Origin of the sequence: Polaromonas glacialis, assembly GCF_000709345.1 — a bacterium.
Taxonomy (GTDB): Bacteria; Pseudomonadota; Gammaproteobacteria; order Burkholderiales; family Burkholderiaceae_C; genus Polaromonas; species Polaromonas glacialis.
On sequence record NZ_KL448323.1, the window covers coordinates 2,986,046 to 3,003,577 of the forward strand.

The window sequence follows — 17,532 nt, forward strand, 5'->3', positions numbered from 1 at the left end:
CGTTAAGGGTGGAATCAAGCCTCCAATGTGGCACATCAACCGCAAACCTGCCGAAAGCCGGCTTCCCGGTCACGCCTGACGCCCGCAAGGCCCGCCGCGCTGAAGCGGCTCGGGCCCGGACCCGCTTCAGCGCGTCGTCTTGCGTGCCGGTGCCTTGGCCTTGGTCGCGGCCTTGGGTGCCGCCTTGGCCGCTGGCGACTTCGAGGCGGCCGTCTTTCGGGGCGTTTTCACTGCTGCTTCTTTTGTCGCGGCGCCAGGCTTGGGCCAACTGCCGGCCAGGGCGGTGGCGGCGCGGGTGCCGCCGGCCATGGTCTTGGTGGCGGTTTCGGCCATGTTCTTGGCCATATCGGTGGCGGTCTTGACCGCGTCCTTGGCCATGCCGGCGGCGATGCTCTTGCCCGCATCGATGGCGGTGGTCTTGGCCACTTCCTTCATCGCCTCGGTGGCAATGGTCTGGAACTGCTGGGTCAGCGCGCCCCACCACTGCATCGGGTCGGCAAGGCCGGTCGCCGGGGCGGGCGCTTCACCGGAATCGGCCCTGGACGCTGAGGATTTTTCGCCTGCGCTAGAGCCGGTGTCGGCTTTTTCCCTGTTGGACTCAAAGGTGGAAGGCGGAATCTCAAGCCCGACGAACCCCTTGGCCTTGTCGGCCGCACGCTGCACGCCGCCACTGAAGCTGTCGCTGACCTTGAGCTTGAAGGCATTGGCCACATCGCCCATGTTGAAGTTCATGCCCTTGAGGGTGTTCAATGTCATTTTCTGCACCTCCAGCGCCTGGATGGTGGCCTTGAGCGCCGCAGCGTTCTGGTCGAGCCAGAACTGCACCGCCTTCAGTTCCTGCACGCGCTTTTCCAGCTCCTCGACATTGAGCGTGGGCGCAATCCAGTTTCCGAGGTTGGGCAGCTGCGGTACGGCGTTCGTCGCGCTGCCGGCGGCCTGTTTGGCCAGGTTTTGCAGAAAGTCAAAACCGGGCACCAATTTGCCAAAATCGGGAAAAGACGGGATGTTTGCATTGCTCATTGAAGTGTCTCCTGGCGGTTGTTGCAGTGTTGCGTCTGTGGGGTCGGGCTCTGGTGGCCCGGTGGGCGCAAAGGGCATGAAAAAACCCCGGCACACGGCCTGATTGTGCAGCGTGGGGGCATCGCGTCAACCGGTTTTTTTCAACGCCGGGCTGATAAGCTCGGGCCATGAAAAGCCTGTTTCACCTTGCCTTCAATGTCACCGACCTGGACGAGGCGCGCCGTTTCTATGGCAGCGTGCTGGGCTGCGCGGAGGGCCGCAGCACTGCCACCTGGGTCGATTTCGATTTCTTCGGCCACCAGCTGTCGCTGCACCTGGGCGAGCCGTTCAAAACCGAATGCACCGGCCATGTCGGCGAGCATCTGGTTCCCATGCCGCACTTCGGCGTGGTGCTGGCCCTGCCCGACTGGCAGGCGCTGGCCGCTCGCCTGCAGGCGGCAAAGACCGCCTTCGTGCTGGCGCCGCGGGTGCGCTTCGAAGGCCAGCCGGGCGAGCAGTGGACGATGTTCTTTTGCGATCCGTGCGGCAATCCGGTCGAGGTCAAGGGCTTTCGGTCGCTGGACACGCTTTACGCGGCTTGACGCGCCCGCCGGGTGTCATTGCGGTTCCTGGCGCTTCAGGGCAGCGGCGTGATTTCCTGCTCGATCGCGCCGAACAGCGACTGGCCGTTCCTGCCCTTGACCTCGATGCGCAGGGTGTCGCCGAACTTCATGAAACGGATTTTCGGCTTGCCGGCATCCATCGTCTCGACCGCGCGCTTTTCGGCGATGCAGCTGTAGCCCTGGCTCCAGTCCGGGTGGCTGGCCGGGCCCGAGCCGACGATGCTGCCGGCGCTTACCGGCCGCGTCCGGCACAGGTGCGAGACCAGCTGGCCGAAGTGAAACGTCATGCCGGCGCCGGCGTCGCACAAGCCGACCTTGCGGCCGTTCCAGGTGGTTTGCAGGTTCAGGCCGAGCCGCCCCTGGCGCCAAGCATCGCCGGCTTCGTCAGGCGTGACGGCCACCGGCCCGAAAGCGGTCATCGGCCGGCCCTGCACATCCCCCAGGCTGCGCAGGCACACGTCGCTGGCCAGCATCAGCAGGCGAATGCCGTCCAGCGCGCGCTCGGAGCTTGCGCCCATCGGCACGTCGCCAGTGATGACGGCCAGTTGCGCTTCAAAGTCGATGCCGAACGCCTCGCTGGCCAGCGCCACGTCATCGCGCGGGCCGATGAAGCAGTCGCTGCCGCCCTGGCGCAGCAGCGGCTCGGCATACAGGCCCGGGGGCATCGTGGTCCCAGGCAGCTTTCCCACGCGCTCGACATGACTGGCGTAGGCCGGGCCGCTGACCCACTGGTAGGCGCGCGGCAGCGGCGCCATGCAGCGCGCCGGATCGAACGGAAAGGCATGGCGCGCCTTGCCGCTGCTCAGCAGTTCATACAGGTCGTGCAGCTGCGGCGCCATGAAGCGCCAGTCGTCCAGCGCCTGCTGAAGCCGGCTGGCGATGCCGGTCGCATAATGCGCGGTCGACAGGTCGCGCGACACCACGACCAGCTGGCCGTCGCGCGAGGCGTCCTTGTAGGTAGCGAGTTTCATGAAATTCCAGAATAAATGAATGACCGGGCGATGCGTCCTGACAGGCTGACTTCCGACACGCCGGCAACAGGCCAGATTGTGCCGCGCCATGCCGCGCCGCCCTGGCGCACCCTCGGCCTGCTGGCGGCGGGGGTGCTGGCCGTGCATGCGCTGTTGTTGCAAACCCGGCCGGTCCGCTTCGGCCCTGCGCAGGAGCCGCCGCCCCACCGCGTGGCGGTGTTGACCACCCGCAGCATTGCCCCGCCGCCCGTGGCCGCCAGCCCGCCACAGACCCAGGCCACGCCTCCCGCACCAGCCCCGCCCAAACCGGTCACCAAGCCTGTACAAAAGCCGGTTTTCAAGAAAAAAGTGCCTTTTGCGCACGACAAGCCTGCGCTACCAGCTATTGATTCAATAGCAACTCCCGACCCCTTGGCCGGCAACGCCCATGACTTGGCGGCGCCGCCAGAACCGGACAGCGCCCCGCCACCAACGGCCATGCCGGAGGCCGAAACCGCGCCCGCATTGCCCGCCAGCAGCGCCACGGCCACCGCCCCGACGCCTCCCGCCAGCGACGCGGCAGCGCCTTCGGCGCCGGCGACCCAGACGCCGGTCACGGCCATGGCGCTTCCGGCCAGCGCCCGGCTTGACTACCGCATGACAGGCAGCGCCAAGGGCCTGACCTACCACGCCAAAGGCGAACTGCTCTGGCAAAACGCCGGCGCCAGCTACCAGGCGAGCATGACGGTCAAGGCACTGTTCATCGGTTCGCGCACCATGAGCAGCACCGGCCAGGTCGGCGCCGAAGGCCTGGCGCCCACGCGCTTTTCCGACAAGTCGCGCACCGAGGTGGCGGCCCATTTCGAGCCCGACAGGGGCCAGATCAGCTTCAGCGCGAACACACCCACGGTGCCGTGGGTGCAGGGCGCGCAGGACCGGGTCAGCGTGTTCATGCAGCTTGGCGGCATGCTGGCGGGCAATCCGGCGGGTTTTCCAGACGGCTCGACCATTTCAACACTCACCGTCGGGCCGCGCAGCGCGGACAACTGGACCTTTCGGGTCGATGGCGAGGAAATCCTGAGCCTGCCGTTCGGCGAACTCGCCACGCTCAAGGTGTCGCGCCAGCCCCGGCGCGAATACGACCAGAAGGTCGAAATCTGGTATGCCCCGGCGCTGGGCTACCTGCCGGTGCGCAACCGCATCACGCAAGCCAACGGCGACTTTGTGGACCAGGAGCTGAGCGACCTGACACGGCCTTGAGGATGTACCTGCTGCCCGGCCCTTGAAGTCGGGACGATCGTGGCCATCTGCAGGCAAAGGACTTATCCATGCAACTGCTTTACGACTCGGAATCTTTTGTGGTGGTGCAGATTCACGCGAATGCGCCCGAAGCCTCGGCACCCCGGCCGGCCGTTCCCCAACTGGCCCGGCACGGCTATGAAATCGTGGACAAGCGCTCGGGCAAGCAGGTCTACCTTGACGGCTCCTGGGCAGAAATGTTCCAGCAGCGGCTGAGCGGCTGGGAAAAGGACACGCCCACCCAGGAAGAGGTCGAGGACACGCTCGAAGGCTACAGCGGTCTGGCGAACACGCCGGTTTCGCTGCACTGACCACTTGGCCGGCCCCTGCGGAAAGCCCGCAAGATGCCAGGCGCGGGGCAGCGCGGCGGCGAAGGCCTTAGTATCCAGCCATGCTTTTTACTTCCCGCCTCCTCCCGCCCCGGCGTTTCGCCTTGCTACTTGCAGCCGCATCGCTGCTGACGGCCGGCGGCTGTGCCGGCCGGCCCGAACTTCCCATCCTTGAACAGACCGGCAGCCGCACGGCCGCCCAGACCGCCAGCCGGCTGGAGGCGCTGCTGCCTGCCGATGTGCTGCTGGTCGGCGAGCAGCATGATGCGCCGGCGCACCATGAACTGGAGCAGCAAATCATTTCCAGCCTGGCCACCCGGGGCCTGCTGGCCGCCGTGGCACTGGAAATGGCCGAAGTCGGCGCCAGCACTGCGCAACTCAAGCCCAGTTCGACCGACGAGCAGGCGCGCCGGGCGCTCAAGTGGGACGACAAGGCCTGGCCGTGGACCGCCTACGGCCCTGCGGTGATGACCGCCGTGCGCGCCGGGGTGCCGGTGCTGGGCGCCAACCTGCCGCGCGCGCAGATGCCGGCCAGCATGAACGACAGCAAGCTCGATGCGCAGTTGCCCGGCCCGGCCCTGAAGGCGCAGCAGCAGGGCATCCGCATCGGCCACTGCAACCTGCTGCCCGAAAGCCAGATTCAGCCGATGACGCGCATCCAGATCGCCAAGGACATCACCATGGCCGACACGGTTCACCAGTTGCTCCTGCCCGGAAAAACGGTGGTGCTGCTGGCCGGCAACGGCCATGTGGACCGCCGCCTGGGCGTGCCGCAGCACCTGCGCGCCGACGTGACAGCCAAGGCGCTGCAACTGCGCGCGGGCGACGCTTCCGGCACCGACGGGGCAGACGCCTTTGACAGCGTCTGGGCCACACCGGCCCTGCCCGATACCGACTATTGCGCCGGGCTCAAGGCGCAGCTGCCTTCCACCGCGAAATAGGCCGCTGCCCGCCAAGCATTCAGGCGTGCTTGCGGATCGCGTCCCCCACCACATTGACGATGCGGTCGATGTGCCCTTTCTCGACGATGTAGGGTGGACAGACAACGATGTTCTCGGCGGCGGGCCGTACCAGCACGCCGTGGTGGAAGCATTCCATGAAGATGTCGTAGGCGCGCTTGCCCGGCGCGCCGGCCACCGGCGCCAGTTCCACCGCGCCGGCCAGCCCCAGGGCGCGGATGCCGATCACGTTGGGCAGGCCCTTCAGGCCGCTGTGCAGCGCGTCGCCCAGCACCTTGCCCATTTCGCCGGCGCGAGCAAACAGGTTTTCCTGCTTGAACAGCTCCAGCGTGGCCATGGCCGCCGCGCAGGCCACCGGGTGGCCCGAATAGGTGTAGCCGTGGAAGAATTCGACCGCGTATTCGGGGCTGTTGGCGTTGGCATTCATCATCGCGTCGTAGATGCGGTCCGAACAGATCACGCCGCCCAGCGGAATCACGCCGTTGGTCACGCACTTGGCAAAGTTCAGCATGTCGGGAACGACGCCGTAGTAGTCGGCGCCAAAGTTGACGCCGAGGCGGCCAAAGCCGGTGATCACCTCGTCGAAAATCAAGAGAATGCCGTGCTTGTCGCAAATCTCGCGCAGCCGCTTGAGGTAGCCCTTGGGCGGCAAATACCAGCCGGCGCTGCCCGCCACCGGCTCGACGATCACGGCGGCCACGTTGCTCGGGTCATGCAGCGGCAGGATGCGGTTTTCCAGTTCCAGCAGCAGGTCTTCGGTCCATTCGGGCTCGACGCCGTTGATGTAGGCATGGCTGACCGGGTCATGGATGAAGCGCATATGGTCCACGCGCGGCAGCAAGGCTGCGCCATACACCTTGCGGTTGGCCGGAATGCCGCCCACGCTCATGCCGCCAAACCCCACGCCGTGGTAGCCACGCTCCCGGCCGATGAACACATTGCGGTGGCCTTCGCCACGCGCCCGGTGGTAGGCCAGCGCGACCTTGAGCGAGGTGTCGGCCGCCTCCGAGCCAGAATTGCAGAACAGCACCTTGTTCAGGTCGCCCGGCGCCATGTCGGCAATCATTTCGGCCGCCTTGAAGGCCTGGTCGTTGCTGGCCTGGAAGGCGGTGGCGTAGTCGAGCGTGTCGAGCTGCTTCTTGATGGCTTCGTTGATCGGCCGGCGGTTGTGCCCGGCGGCCACGCACCACAGGCTGGAAATGCCGTCGAGCACCTGGCGGCCGTCATGCGTCGTGAAATGCATGCCGTCGGCCGCCACGAAGATGCGCGGGTCCTTGATGAAGCTGCGGTTGGGCGTGAACGGCAGCCACTGGTGGTCCATGTTGAAGTTCTGGTAGGCCATGTCGGTTTCCTGGGTGAATCGAGAGGTTGAAACGTTTTGGATTCTGGAAAGTGCAAACGCAAGCTGCCCCTGCATTCTGGCACCCCCGGCGGCCAGATGCCGTGCAAAACCCGCCGCAGGCCCGGCCGCCAGGCAGCACCTGCGACAATTCACCCCTTATGAATCACGCTTATATCCTGACCCTTTCATGCCCTGACCGCCGGGGCATTGTTCATGCCGTATCGGGCTTTTTGTTCGAGCATGGCGGCAATATCGAGGAAGCGGCGCAGTACAACGACCATGGCACCGGCCTGTTCTTCATGCGCGTGCAGTTTGCCTGCGACCAGCTGACGCACGGCGAACTCTCCAGCCAGTTGAAGACCTTTGCCGAGCCCTTCCAGATGGACTGGAAACTGCACGACAGCGCGCAGCCGATGCGCACCGTGATCCTGGTCAGCAAGGAAGGCCACTGCCTGAACGACCTGCTGTTTCGCTGGAAGTCGGGCCTGCTGCACCTCGATGTGCGCGCTATCATCTCCAACCACCGCGAGTTCTACCAGCTGGCGGCCAGTTACAACATCCCGTTTCACCACCTGCCCGTCACCGCCGCCACCAAGGCGCAGGTCGAGGCCAGGCAGCTGGAGATCATCGAATCCGAAGGCGCCGAGCTGGTGGTGCTGGCGCGCTACATGCAGATTTTGTCGAACGACCTGTGCAAGCAGCTGGCCGGCCGGGCGATCAACATCCACCATTCTTTCCTGCCCAGTTTCAAGGGGGCAAAACCCTATTACCAGGCGCACGACCGGGGGGTAAAACTGATCGGCGCCACCGCACACTACGTGACCGCCGACCTGGACGAAGGCCCCATCATCGAGCAGGACGTGGCCCGGGCCGACCACAGCAAGACCGTCGAAGACCTGACCGCGATGGGCCGCGACACCGAAAGCCAGGTGCTGGCCCGCGCCGTGAAATGGCACAGCGAGCACCGGGTGGTGCTCAACGGCCACAAGACCGTGATCTTCAAATAGGGGCATTTCCATGGCCACTGCCGAAACGCCTCCGGGCCAGAATGGCATTCCCCCCTTTGTCAGGGGGCCGGTGCCGATGGAGGCCTACGCCGTGCCCAGCGCGGCTGCCAAGCGCATTCCGCCGATCCAGTGCCTGCTCACCTTCGAGGCGCTGGCGCGGCTGCGCAGTGTCACCCAGTCGGCCGAGGAGCTGTGCGTCACGCCCAGCGCGGTCAGCCACCGCGTCAAGCAGCTGGAGCAGATCATCGGCACCAAGTTGTTCGGCCGGGCGGATTTCTCGCTGACCACCGAGGGCAGCGAATACCTCGCGCATGTGCGCGAAGGACTGGCCACGCTGCAGAAGTTTCCCGGCACGGCCGGCCAGAGCGCCACGCCGGGCAAGCGCAAGCTGCGGCTGGCGGTCACGCCGACTTTTGCGCGCTCCGTGCTGATTCCGCGCCTGCGCCAGTTCACCGAGGCCTATCCCGAGATCGACCTGACGCTGCAGGTGTCGATTCCGCTGCTCGACGTGGTGGCCGAGGATTCCGACCTGATCGTGCGCTTCGGCACCGGACGCTATGCCGACCTGGAGCATGTGTGCCTGATGAACGACGAGGTCACGCCGCTGGCCTCTCCAACCTTCCTGCGCGAGCACGGGCCTTTTGAAGCGGCCGAAGACCTGCTCGGCGAAAACCTGCTGCGCTCGCCGCTGGAGCCGTGGCGCACCTGGTTCGCGGCCAACAACCTCGACTGGCCCGAGCCGGTCGAAGGCTCGCAATTCAACGACATCGGCCTGATGTGCGACTGCGCCGCCGCCGGCATGGGCATTGCCCTGGTGCGCCTCAAGCTCGGCGCGCCCTGGCTGGAAAACGGCTCGCTGGTGCGCCTGGACACCAACGAAATCTTCAGCCGCAAGGTGCCCAGCCCGCATGCGCACTACCTGTGCTGGCGCACCGGCACCATGGACCGCTGGGAATGCGCGGCGTTTGCCGACTGGCTGCGCAAGAGCCTGGTTTGAGAATCAAACAAGCTTATTGCGCTTGCTGCACAAGCGCAATAAGCTATCAATAAAGTAGCAATCAGGTTTCCGGTACTTCCGCAAACAACTGTGCCGCGCTCAATTCCAGCGCCACGCTGGCCAGCACCACCGTCTCGCCGCGCGCAAACGGGTGCAGCACCCACAACCCGTCATCGCGCTTGCGGAAACAGTCGGTGCTGCGCGTGTCGAGGTCGATCACCACATATTCCTCCAGGCTGGCAATGCGGCGGTAATGGCTGAATTTGAGTCCACGGTCATAGGCGGCGGTGCTGGGTGACAAGACTTCGGCGATTAATTTGGGCTCGGTCTTTACCATCGGGCTGGCCAGGTCGAGCGCGCTGCAGGTCACCAGAACATCGGGATAAAAGTAGCTGTTGGCAGCGGCGACATGCAGGCGCATGTTGCTCATGTATGTGCGGCACGGGCTGCCGCTGAGGTGCTGGCGCAGCGCGAAAGCCAGGTTCATGGTCACCGTCACATGCCGGTCCTCGGCGCCAGCCATGGCAAACACTTCGCCGTCGATGTATTCATGGCGATCCAGCTGCGCTGCCTCCCAGGCCAGATAGTCAGCGGCGGTAAAAAATGACTGGGATGCGGCTTGTCCCATGGCGATGTCCTTTGCGTCAATCGAGAAGTTATTTTGACACCTTCCCCTGCGCGACACGCGGTGCGCGCCTGAGGCCCCGCCAGCCCCGCGTCTGCCGTATTTCACACCCGGCTTTAGAAATCTTCACCCCCGGCCACGGACCATTTGGACTAAAGTCTCGCTTCCATCAGGAAAATCCAACCATGAACGCACCAGCCTCCTCGCAACAGATTTCCTCCATCGAACGCGCCGAGCGCCAGTCGCAGGTCGTGCGCGCGCTGGAGGCGGTGCTGCCCAAACATGCGCTGCTCTGGAACCGCGAAGACACCACGCCCTACGAATGCGACGGGCTGACCGCGTACCGCGAGCGGCCGCTGGTGGTGGCGCTGCCTGAAACCTATGCCGAGGTGCAGGCGGTGCTCAAGACCTGTCATGCGCTCGATGTGCCGGTGGTGGCGCGCGGCGCGGGCACCGGGCTGTCGGGCGGCGCCATGCCGCACAAGCTGGGCGTGACGCTGTCGCTGGCCAAGTTCAACAAGATCCTGAAGGTCGATGCCGCCAGCCGAACGGCGCTGGTGCAGGGCGGCGTGCGCAACCTGGCGATTTCCGACGCCGCCGCGCCGCACGGCCTTTACTACGCGCCCGACCCGTCGAGCCAGATTGCCTGCACCATCGGCGGCAACGTGGCCGAGAACTCGGGCGGCGTGCACTGCCTGAAATATGGGCTCACGGTACACAACGTGCTGAAGATCAAGGGTTTCACCATCGAGGGCGACGAGGTCGAGTTCGGCAGCGACGCGCTCGATGCCCCCGGCTACGACCTGCTGGCCATCCTGATCGGCAGCGAAGGCATGCTGGCCGTGACCACCGAGGTCACCGTCAAGCTGATTCCCAAGCCGCAACTGGCGCGCTGCATCATGGCCAGCTTTGACGACCTGCGCAAGGCCGGCGACGCAGTGGCGGGCGTGATTGCCGCCGGCATCATTCCGGCCGGGCTGGAGATGATGGACAAGCCGATGACGGCGGCGGTCGAGGACTTCGTGCATGCCGGCTACGACCTGAGCGCGGCAGCGATCTTGCTGTGCGAAAGCGACGGCACGCCGGAAGAAGTCGAGGAGGAAATCGGCCGCATGAGCGCCGTACTGGCGCGCTACGGCGCCACCGCCATCGCCGTGAGCCAGAACGAAGCCGAGCGGCTGCGCTTCTGGAGCGGCCGCAAGAACGCCTTTCCGGCGTCGGGCCGCATCAGCCCCGACTACATGTGCATGGACTCGACGATTCCGCGCAAGCGGCTGGCCGACATCCTGCTGGCGATTGCCGACATGGAGATCAAGTACGGCCTGCGCTGCGCCAACGTGTTCCACGCGGGCGACGGCAACCTGCACCCCTTGATCATGTTCGACGCCAACGACGCCGACCAGCTGCACCGCTGCGAGCTGTTTGGCGCCGACATCCTGGAAACCAGCGTCGCCATGGGAGGCACCGTGACCGGCGAGCATGGCGTGGGCGTGGAAAAACTCAACTCGATGTGCGTGCAGTTCTCGGCCGAGGAGAACGAGCAGATGTTCGGCGTCAAGCGCGCCTTTGACCCCAAGGGCCTGCTCAACCCGGGCAAGGTGATCCCGACGCTGAACCGCTGCGCCGAGTACGGAAAAATGCTGGTGCGCGGCGGCAAGATATCGCACCCCGACCTGCCGCGTTTCTGAAACCCACCGCGCCGATGCGCCCATGATTCCGTTTACAAATCAGTCCGAGAGTAGACGCGAAGCTGCGGACAGTGCTGCAGCACGGCAAGGCGAAGCAACGACATATCGGATTGATTTGGAAATGCAATGACATGAATGCCCTGCGCGGAATGATGTGGCTGCTGATCTTCCAGTCGGCGGGCGAACTGCTGGGGCGCGGCCTGGCCCTGCCGCTACCCGGCCCGGTCATCGGCATGGTGCTGCTGCTGCTGGCGCTGCGCTGGCCGTCCGTCCAAGAGCCGGTGACGGCCTGCGCGGAATTCCTGCTTTCGCACCTTTCCTTACTCTTCGTTCCGGTGGGCGTGGGCGTGATGACCCATCTTTCGCTCGTCAGTCAGTACGGAATCCGCCTGCTGGCTGTCGTCGTTCTGTCCACCATGGCGGGTCTGGCGGTAACGGTGCTGGCCTTGCACCTGTTCAGGGACCGCGATAACGGCCCTGCCGCCGCCACGTCCGCGCCAAAGGATGCCGATGTCTGATTTTGTCCAGCTGTGGGTCTATCTTTCGACCACGCCGCTGTTTGGCCTGACCGCGACGCTGATGGTGTATGTGCTGGCGCATGCCCTCTACCTGCGCGCCGGGCATGCGCCCTGGGCCAATCCGGTGCTGTGGTCGGTCGTGGTGCTGGCCTGCGGGCTGGTGGCCACTGGCGTGTCCTACCCGACCTACTTCGCCGGCGCGCAGTTCATTCACTTCCTGCTCGGCCCGGCGGTGGTGGCGCTGGCCTGGCCGCTGTGGCTGCGCCGCGCCGAGTTGCGCCAGCGCTGGCACCGGCTGCTGGTCGCGGCGCTGGCTGGCGGCAGCGTGGCGGCAGCCTCGTCACTGCTGCTGGGCTGGATGTTCGGCCTGCCCCGGGAACTGATTCTTTCGCTGGTGCCCAAGTCAGTCACCGCGCCGGTCGCCATGGGTATTGCCGAGCAGATTGGCGGCATTCCGGCCCTGGCGGCGGTGTTTGCGGTGATTACCGGGCTGGTCGGCGCGCTGTGCGGCAAATACCTGTTTGCCGCCCTGGGCATACCGACCGACACGCAAGGCTGGTCGGCCCGGGGCTTTGCGCTCGGAACCGCTTCGCACGGCATTGGCGCGGCGCGCGCGATGCAGGTGGATGCCGATGCCGGGGCCTATGCGGGCCTGGCGCTGGGCATGCAGGTGGTGCTGGCCTCGCTGCTGATTCCGCTGGTTTTCAAGCTTTTTTAAGCACACTCTGCGCCTGGCATTCGCAACCGGCGCGAGCAGGACAGCCTGCGGTCAAGTCCTGAATCAATAGCAGCTCACACCCGCTGGATATGCGCAAAAGCCACTATTTGCCTATATTTACCGGTCATGCAGCCTGCAGGCCGGGCTTGACCACCACGGCGGACTTGAGGCTGCCGCCCTGGGTGCCAAAGACAATTTCACCCGAAAGCTGGCCGCCCTCCTCCACCACCAGCTTGCCGTAGCGGATGGTTCCGGTGACCTTGCCGGTGGCGTAGATCACCAGTTTCTGGCGAACAATCAGGTTGCCGTTGAATTCGCCCCGGATTTCCGCAATCTCGATCTCGGCCGATCCCTTGAACGCGCCCTGCTCGGCAATCTGGATGACGCGCGAATTCATGGTGGCTTCCACCGTGCCCTCGACGACCAGCGTGTCGCAGTCGGTGATCTCGACGCCCTTGAGCTTGATGTTGGGTCCGACCGTCAGCTTGCTGCCGCTTTCCCGCTCATCCACGGCTGGCACGGCGAGCTCACTGCCCATCGGCCGGGTCATGTTTTGCGCCCCTGATGCAGGGGAAGCGGAATGCAGCGTGCCGGCCGGCGCCGCGCCCGAACCCGCATAGCTGCTGCCCGTGGCAGGACGCACACCGGTGGTCGGGATTTCATTCTCGCGCTTGCCAAAAAACGGTGTTGCCATGTCTGTCCTCCAAAATGATTCATCCTACGTTGCGAAATTGCCAAAAATCTCCGGCGGCATGCAAGAGAAGTAACGAATTAATTTTGGCGCTGCAGGACTTTTATGCGCGAACTTCATCCCTTGCCAGGCATTCAAGGGCCAGTTGGTCAATGAGCGCTTCGGAAATGAAATGAGACGATCGGCAAGCTCCGAAATGAGCCCTTCAACCGGAACCTGCTGGCAATCGGCTTGCCCGTCAGGCAGCCATGGCTTTTGCACATAATCCGTATGACGACGGTTTTGCCTGCGAGCGCATCGCGCAGACGCTGCTCGCCGGCAAAAGCCTGTTTCCGCTGGCGTCCTTTTAGTCATCACCAGGAGTTCCATGCCCTCAGCCTCCCAACAGGCCACCCACCTACTGGCCATGGCCGAGCGTATTGCGCATGCCGGCAGCTGGACGATGGACCTGAAAAGCCCCCAATGGGTGACCTGCTCCATGGAATTTGCGGCCATCATCGGCCTGCTGCCGGAGCTCGCCATCACGCGCGATGAACTCACCGCCCGGTTTGCACCCGAGTGCCGGGACCGCATCGGATGGCTGCTGGGGCAGTGCAGCCGGCATGGCATCGGCTTTGACGAGGAAATGCAGATTGACACGCCCTCCGGCCGCAAATGGGTGCGCATGGTCTGCGAGGCGGTGCAGAACCAGCGCGGCCAGGTCAAGAACCTGCAGGGCATGCTGCAGGATATTTCGGACCGCAAGCAGGCGCAGCAGGAAACGCTGCAGCTGGCCATGCGCCTGACCACGACGCTGGCCACCATCACCGAAGCGTTTGTCACGCTGGACCGGCAGTGCTGCTTTACCCACCTGAACCAGGAAAGCGAACAGTTGCTGCGGCACACCAGCGCCGAACTGCTGGGCAAGGAAATCTGGGAAGTGCTGGTCAATGACAAGAACCAGCGCCTGCGCCAGGAACTCCAGCGGTCGATCGCCACCGGCCGGCAGATTGAATTCGAGGACTTCTACCCCGGACTGGGCAAGTGGCTGGAAGTGCGCGCCTGCCCCTTCGCCGAAGGACTGGCGGTGTACTTTCGCGATGTGAGCAAGCGGCGCAAATCGCAGGAGCAGCTGATGCTGCTGGAAACCTGCGTTGCACGGCTCAACGACATCGTGCTGATCGCCGAGGCCCAGCCCGCACGCAAAAAAGTGCCTTACATCGTGTTCGTCAACCACGCTTTCGAGGAGCACACGGGCTACAGCCGCCATGAGGTGCTGGGCCAGACGCCGCGCAAGCTACTGGGGCCCGGGGCGGCGCAGGACGAATTCGAGCGCATGGCCCGGATGCTGGCGCGCAAGCGCCAGGCGCGCAGCGAATTGCTGGTCTTCCGCAAGAACGGCAGCTGCTTCTGGCTGGAACTGGAAATCGTCCAGGTCGCCGACACGGCCGACGACCTGGCGCACTGGGTCGCCGTCGGCCGGGACATCACCCAGCGCAAGGTCGCGGCCGACGCCATTCACCAGCTGGCCTTCTACGACCCGCTGACCAGCCTGCCCAACCGGCTGATGCTGCTCAACCGCCTGGAGCATGTGATGTCGCAGAGCGTTGCCCTGCGGCGCAACGGCGCGCTGATGTTCATTGACGTGGACAAGCTCAAGGTGCTCAACGACACCCTGGGCCACCACAAGGGCGACCTGCTGCTGCAGCAGGTCGCCGAACGGCTGGCGGCCTGCGTCGAGGTCACCGACACGGTGGCGCGGCTGGGCGGCGATGAATTCGTCGTGCTGCTTGAAGACCTGGGCGACGATGCGGCTGATGCCACCGTCAAAACCCGCAAGCTGGCCGACAAGGTGCTTGAAGCGCTGCGCGAACCCTTTGACCTGGGCGGGCACCAGCACTACACCACCTCCAGCATCGGCGTGACATCGCTCAATGGCCCGCACGACAGCGTGAGCGAGGTGCTCAAGCAGGCCGACCTGGCGATGTACCAGGCCAAGACCACGGGGCGCAATTCACTGTGCTTTTTCGATCCCGAAATGCAGGCGGCGGTCAATGCCAACGCTTCTGTCAGCTCGGAGCTGCACGCCGGCCTGCGCAAGCAGGAGTTCGTGCTGCATTACCAGCCCCAGGTTGACCGTCAGGGCTGCGTGACCGGCGTCGAAGCCCTGCTGCGCTGGCAACATCCCCGGCGCGGGCTGGTCATGCCGTCCGACTTCATCCCGATGGCCGAGGAAAGCGGCCTGATCCTGCCGCTGGGCCAGTGGGCGCTGGCAACGGCTTGCGAGCAACTCGCCGCCTGGGCGCAATGGCCGCAGGCCGCCGGCCTGAGCATCGCGGTCAATGTCAGCGTGCGCCAGTTCCGGCATCCGGATTTTGTCGATCAGGTGATGGCCGAGATCCGGCGCACCGGCGTCAAGCCGGAGCGCCTGAAGTTAGAGTTGACCGAAACCCTGCTGGCCGACGGCATGGACATCACGCTGGCGCGCATGGGAACGCTCAAGGCATTGGGCGTGACGCTGGCGCTTGACGATTTCGGCATGGGTTACTCGTCGCTGTCGGCGCTCAAGCGCCTGCCGCTGGACCAGCTCAAGATCGACAAGAACTTTGTCGCGGAAATACTGACCGACCGGGCCGATGCCGCCATTTCCCGCACCATCATCACGCTGGCGCACAGCCTGAACCTGGAGGTGGTCGCCGAAGGCGTGGAAACCCAGGACCAGCTCGATTTTTTGATTGCGCAGGGTTGCGACCAGTTCCAGGGCTTTTTGTTTTCGGCTCCGCTGCCGATCAGGGAACTGGAGGCTTACCTCATGCAACCGGGCACGCACCGCAAGGTCCGGGCTGCGGCCTTGCTGCCGGGTTAGGCTGCGCCGAAGCCCGCATTTCGGGCTGGCCTGCAGGGCAGCATTCCCTTCGCACCCGCCGGGAAAGCGCCATTCCCGACTTCGCCGGAATGCAAGGCCGTTCGCAGGCGATCAGCCGCGCCCGCCGAAGATCGCGGTTCCCACCCGGACCATGGTGCTGCCGGCATGGATGGCGGCTTCCAGATCGGCCGTCATGCCCAGCGACAGCGTGTCCATTGGCAGCGCCAGCGCGCCAGACGCATTTATTTGATCAAACAAGGCTTTTGCGCTTGCGTGCAGGGCGCAAGCAGCTACAAAATCAATAGCAGGCTCGGGAATAGCCATCAGGCCGCGCAGCACCAGGCGCGGGAGTTGCGCGACTTGCCAGGCAAGCGCCAGGGCCGCCTCGGGCGCCACGCCCGACTTGTTGGCGCCGCCATCGATATTGACCTGCAGGCACACCTGCAGCGGTGGCAAGCCGGCCGGGCGCTGCTCGCTCAGCCGCTGCGCGATCTTCAGCCGGTCCACCGACTGCACCCAGTCGAAATGCCCGGCCACCAGCCGCGTCTTGTTGCTCTGGACCGGCCCGATACAGTGCCACTCCAGGGCGCTTACAGGCGCTTCAGACCCCTTGGCGACAGCGGCCAGCCTGCCGCGCAAGGCCTCGATCTTGTCAACGCCTTCGGCAATGTAGTTTTCGCCAAAAGCCGTCTGGCCTGCCAAAACGGCCTCGGCCACCGCGTCAGCGCCAAAGGTTTTGGAAACCGCCAGCAGGCGCACGCTGGCCGGGTCGCGCCCGCAGGCCAGGCAGGCGGCGTGAATTCGGTCGTGGACAAGTCGGAGATGGTGCGAAATCGTGGTCATAATCCGACTGTAAACTCAGATTCAACCTAGGGGATTTGCCGGAATGGACATTACGCAGTTGCTGGCCTTCAGCGTCAAAAACAAGGCATCCGACCTGCATCTGTCAGCCGGCCTTCCGCCGATGATCCGGGTTCACGGCGATGTTCGTCGCATCAACATCGAGCCGCTGGACCACAAGGAAGTCCACGCCATGGTGTACGACATCATGAACGACACCCAGCGCAAGCAGTACGAAGAGTTCCTGGAAGTCGACTTTTCCTTCGAAATCGACGGCCTGGCGCGTTTTCGGGTCAACGCCTTCAACCACAACCGGGGCGCCGGCGCGGTGCTGCGAACCATTCCGTCGAAAATCCTGACACTGGAGCAGCTCGGCTGCCCGAAGATTTTCGGTGAACTGGCCTTGAAGCCGCGCGGCATGGTGCTGGTCACCGGCCCGACCGGCTCGGGCAAGTCGACCACGCTGGCGGCGATGGTCAACTACCTGAACGAAACCGAATACGGCCACATCCTCACGGTCGAGGACCCGATCGAGTTTGTCCATGAATCCAAGAAATGCCTGATCAACCAGCGCGAGGTCGGGCCGCACACGCTGAGCTTTGCCGCCGCGCTGAAATCCGCGCTGCGCGAAGACCCGGACGCGATTTTGGTGGGGGAAATGCGCGACCTCGAAACGATTCGCCTGGCGATGACGGCGGCGGAAACCGGCCACCTGGTGTTCGGCACGCTGCACACGTCGAGCGCTGCCAAGACCATCGACCGGATCATCGACGTGTTTCCGGCAGAGGAAAAGGAAATGATCCGCTCGATGCTGTCCGAATCGCTGCAGGCGGTGATCTCGCAGACGCTGTGCAAGACCAAGGACGGCCAGGGCCGGGTGGCCGCGCACGAGATCATGCTGGGCACCAGCGCCATCCGCAACCTGATCCGCGAGGCCAAGGTGGCGCAGATGTATTCGTCGATCCAGACCGGCAACAGCCTGGGCATGCAGACGCTGGACCAGAACCTGAACGACCTGGTCAAGCGCAACCTCATTTCATCAGCGGAAGCGCGCGGAAAAGCAAAAATTCCCGACAACTTCCCGGGCTGACCCGCGCCCCAC

17 protein-coding genes are annotated in these 17,532 nt (G+C 64.7%); 11 read left to right on the plus strand and 6 right to left on the minus strand.

Going from position 1 to position 17,532, the window contains the following annotated elements; translation table 11 throughout:
• Nucleotides 1-126: 126 nt before the first annotated feature.
• Nucleotides 127-1,020 carry a PhaM family polyhydroxyalkanoate granule multifunctional regulatory protein gene (locus EC86_RS0114610; RefSeq protein ID WP_036772215.1) on the minus strand — a complete coding sequence of 298 codons (894 nt, stop codon included), beginning with the start codon at nt 1,018-1,020 and terminating at the stop codon, nt 127-129.
• A 167-nt stretch (nt 1,021-1,187) separates the two neighbouring features.
• On the opposite strand from EC86_RS0114610, the gene EC86_RS0114615 reads away from it, so the two are divergent.
• Nucleotides 1,188-1,601: a VOC family protein gene (locus tag EC86_RS0114615; RefSeq protein ID WP_029526438.1), complete on the plus strand. Its 414-nt coding sequence runs from the start codon at nt 1,188-1,190 to the stop codon at nt 1,599-1,601.
• 35 nt (nt 1,602-1,636) lie between these two features.
• Here EC86_RS0114615 and EC86_RS0114620 read toward each other — a convergent pair whose 3' ends face one another.
• Nucleotides 1,637-2,593: a fumarylacetoacetate hydrolase family protein gene (locus EC86_RS0114620; RefSeq protein WP_029526439.1), complete on the minus strand. Its 957-nt coding sequence runs from the start codon at nt 2,591-2,593 to the stop codon at nt 1,637-1,639.
• 15 nt (nt 2,594-2,608) lie between these two features.
• Between EC86_RS0114620 and EC86_RS0114625 the strand changes: the two genes are divergently transcribed.
• The 3 genes from EC86_RS0114625 (at nt 2,609) to EC86_RS0114635 (ending at nt 5,141) form a co-directional block, all read left to right on the plus strand.
• The gene (locus EC86_RS0114625; protein WP_232229895.1) at nt 2,609-3,832 is read left to right on the plus strand and encodes a DUF3108 domain-containing protein; all 1,224 of its coding nucleotides are present in this window, start codon (nt 2,609-2,611) and stop codon (nt 3,830-3,832) included.
• A gap of 68 nt (nt 3,833-3,900) precedes the next feature.
• Nucleotides 3,901-4,182, plus strand: a complete 282-nt coding sequence (locus EC86_RS0114630; protein WP_029526441.1) for a BTH_I0359 family protein — start codon at nt 3,901-3,903, stop codon at nt 4,180-4,182.
• Nucleotides 4,183-4,304: 122 nt separating this feature from the next.
• Nucleotides 4,305-5,141 (plus strand): ChaN family lipoprotein, encoded by an 837-nt coding sequence (locus EC86_RS0114635; RefSeq protein ID WP_232229897.1) that lies wholly within the window; start codon nt 4,305-4,307, stop codon nt 5,139-5,141.
• Between the two features lie 19 nt (nt 5,142-5,160).
• Here EC86_RS0114635 and EC86_RS0114640 read toward each other — a convergent pair whose 3' ends face one another.
• Nucleotides 5,161-6,501, minus strand: a complete 1,341-nt coding sequence (locus EC86_RS0114640; protein WP_029526443.1) for an omega-aminotransferase AptA — start codon at nt 6,499-6,501, stop codon at nt 5,161-5,163.
• Nucleotides 6,502-6,659: 158 nt separating this feature from the next.
• Here EC86_RS0114640 and purU point away from each other — a divergent pair, with 158 nt between their 5' ends.
• On the plus strand, nt 6,660-7,508 hold the full coding sequence (gene purU / locus EC86_RS0114645) for a formyltetrahydrofolate deformylase (RefSeq protein WP_029526444.1): 849 nt from the start codon (nt 6,660-6,662) through the stop codon (nt 7,506-7,508).
• Between the two features lie 76 nt (nt 7,509-7,584).
• Complete coding sequence (locus EC86_RS0114650; RefSeq protein ID WP_029526445.1) at nt 7,585-8,505, plus strand: LysR substrate-binding domain-containing protein; 921 nt, start codon at nt 7,585-7,587, stop codon at nt 8,503-8,505.
• A gap of 61 nt (nt 8,506-8,566) precedes the next feature.
• On the opposite strand, the gene EC86_RS0114655 is transcribed toward EC86_RS0114650, so the two are convergent.
• Complete coding sequence (locus tag EC86_RS0114655) at nt 8,567-9,133, minus strand: Uma2 family endonuclease (RefSeq protein WP_029526446.1); 567 nt, start codon at nt 9,131-9,133, stop codon at nt 8,567-8,569.
• A gap of 182 nt (nt 9,134-9,315) precedes the next feature.
• On the opposite strand from EC86_RS0114655, the gene EC86_RS0114660 reads away from it, so the two are divergent.
• The 3 genes from EC86_RS0114660 to EC86_RS0114670 all read left to right on the plus strand — a co-directional run bounded on the left by EC86_RS0114660 (nt 9,316) and on the right by EC86_RS0114670 (nt 12,054).
• Nucleotides 9,316-10,818 (plus strand): FAD-linked oxidase C-terminal domain-containing protein, encoded by a 1,503-nt coding sequence (locus EC86_RS0114660; RefSeq protein WP_029526448.1) that lies wholly within the window; start codon nt 9,316-9,318, stop codon nt 10,816-10,818.
• Between the two features lie 131 nt (nt 10,819-10,949).
• Nucleotides 10,950-11,336 carry a CidA/LrgA family protein gene (locus EC86_RS0114665; protein WP_029526449.1) on the plus strand — a complete coding sequence of 129 codons (387 nt, stop codon included), beginning with the start codon at nt 10,950-10,952 and terminating at the stop codon, nt 11,334-11,336.
• Nucleotides 11,329-12,054, plus strand: coding sequence for an LrgB family protein (locus EC86_RS0114670; protein WP_029526450.1), 726 nt, complete (start codon nt 11,329-11,331; stop codon nt 12,052-12,054). The genes EC86_RS0114665 and EC86_RS0114670 overlap by 8 nt, the downstream gene beginning before the upstream one ends.
• A gap of 124 nt (nt 12,055-12,178) precedes the next feature.
• Here EC86_RS0114670 and EC86_RS0114675 read toward each other — a convergent pair whose 3' ends face one another.
• Nucleotides 12,179-12,748 carry a bactofilin family protein gene (locus tag EC86_RS0114675; RefSeq protein ID WP_029526451.1) on the minus strand — a complete coding sequence of 190 codons (570 nt, stop codon included), beginning with the start codon at nt 12,746-12,748 and terminating at the stop codon, nt 12,179-12,181.
• Nucleotides 12,749-13,112: 364 nt separating this feature from the next.
• Between EC86_RS0114675 and EC86_RS0114685 the strand changes: the two genes are divergently transcribed.
• On the plus strand, nt 13,113-15,590 hold the full coding sequence (locus EC86_RS0114685; RefSeq protein WP_036772218.1) for a sensor domain-containing protein: 2,478 nt from the start codon (nt 13,113-13,115) through the stop codon (nt 15,588-15,590).
• 111 nt (nt 15,591-15,701) lie between these two features.
• Here the strand turns inward: EC86_RS0114685 and EC86_RS0114690 are convergent, their stop codons facing one another.
• On the minus strand, nt 15,702-16,433 hold the full coding sequence (locus EC86_RS0114690; RefSeq protein WP_029526454.1) for a YggS family pyridoxal phosphate-dependent enzyme: 732 nt from the start codon (nt 16,431-16,433) through the stop codon (nt 15,702-15,704).
• A 43-nt stretch (nt 16,434-16,476) separates the two neighbouring features.
• Between EC86_RS0114690 and EC86_RS0114695 the strand changes: the two genes are divergently transcribed.
• Nucleotides 16,477-17,520 carry a type IV pilus twitching motility protein PilT gene (locus EC86_RS0114695; protein ID WP_029526455.1) on the plus strand — a complete coding sequence of 348 codons (1,044 nt, stop codon included), beginning with the start codon at nt 16,477-16,479 and terminating at the stop codon, nt 17,518-17,520.
• Nucleotides 17,521-17,532: the final 12 nt, after the last annotated feature.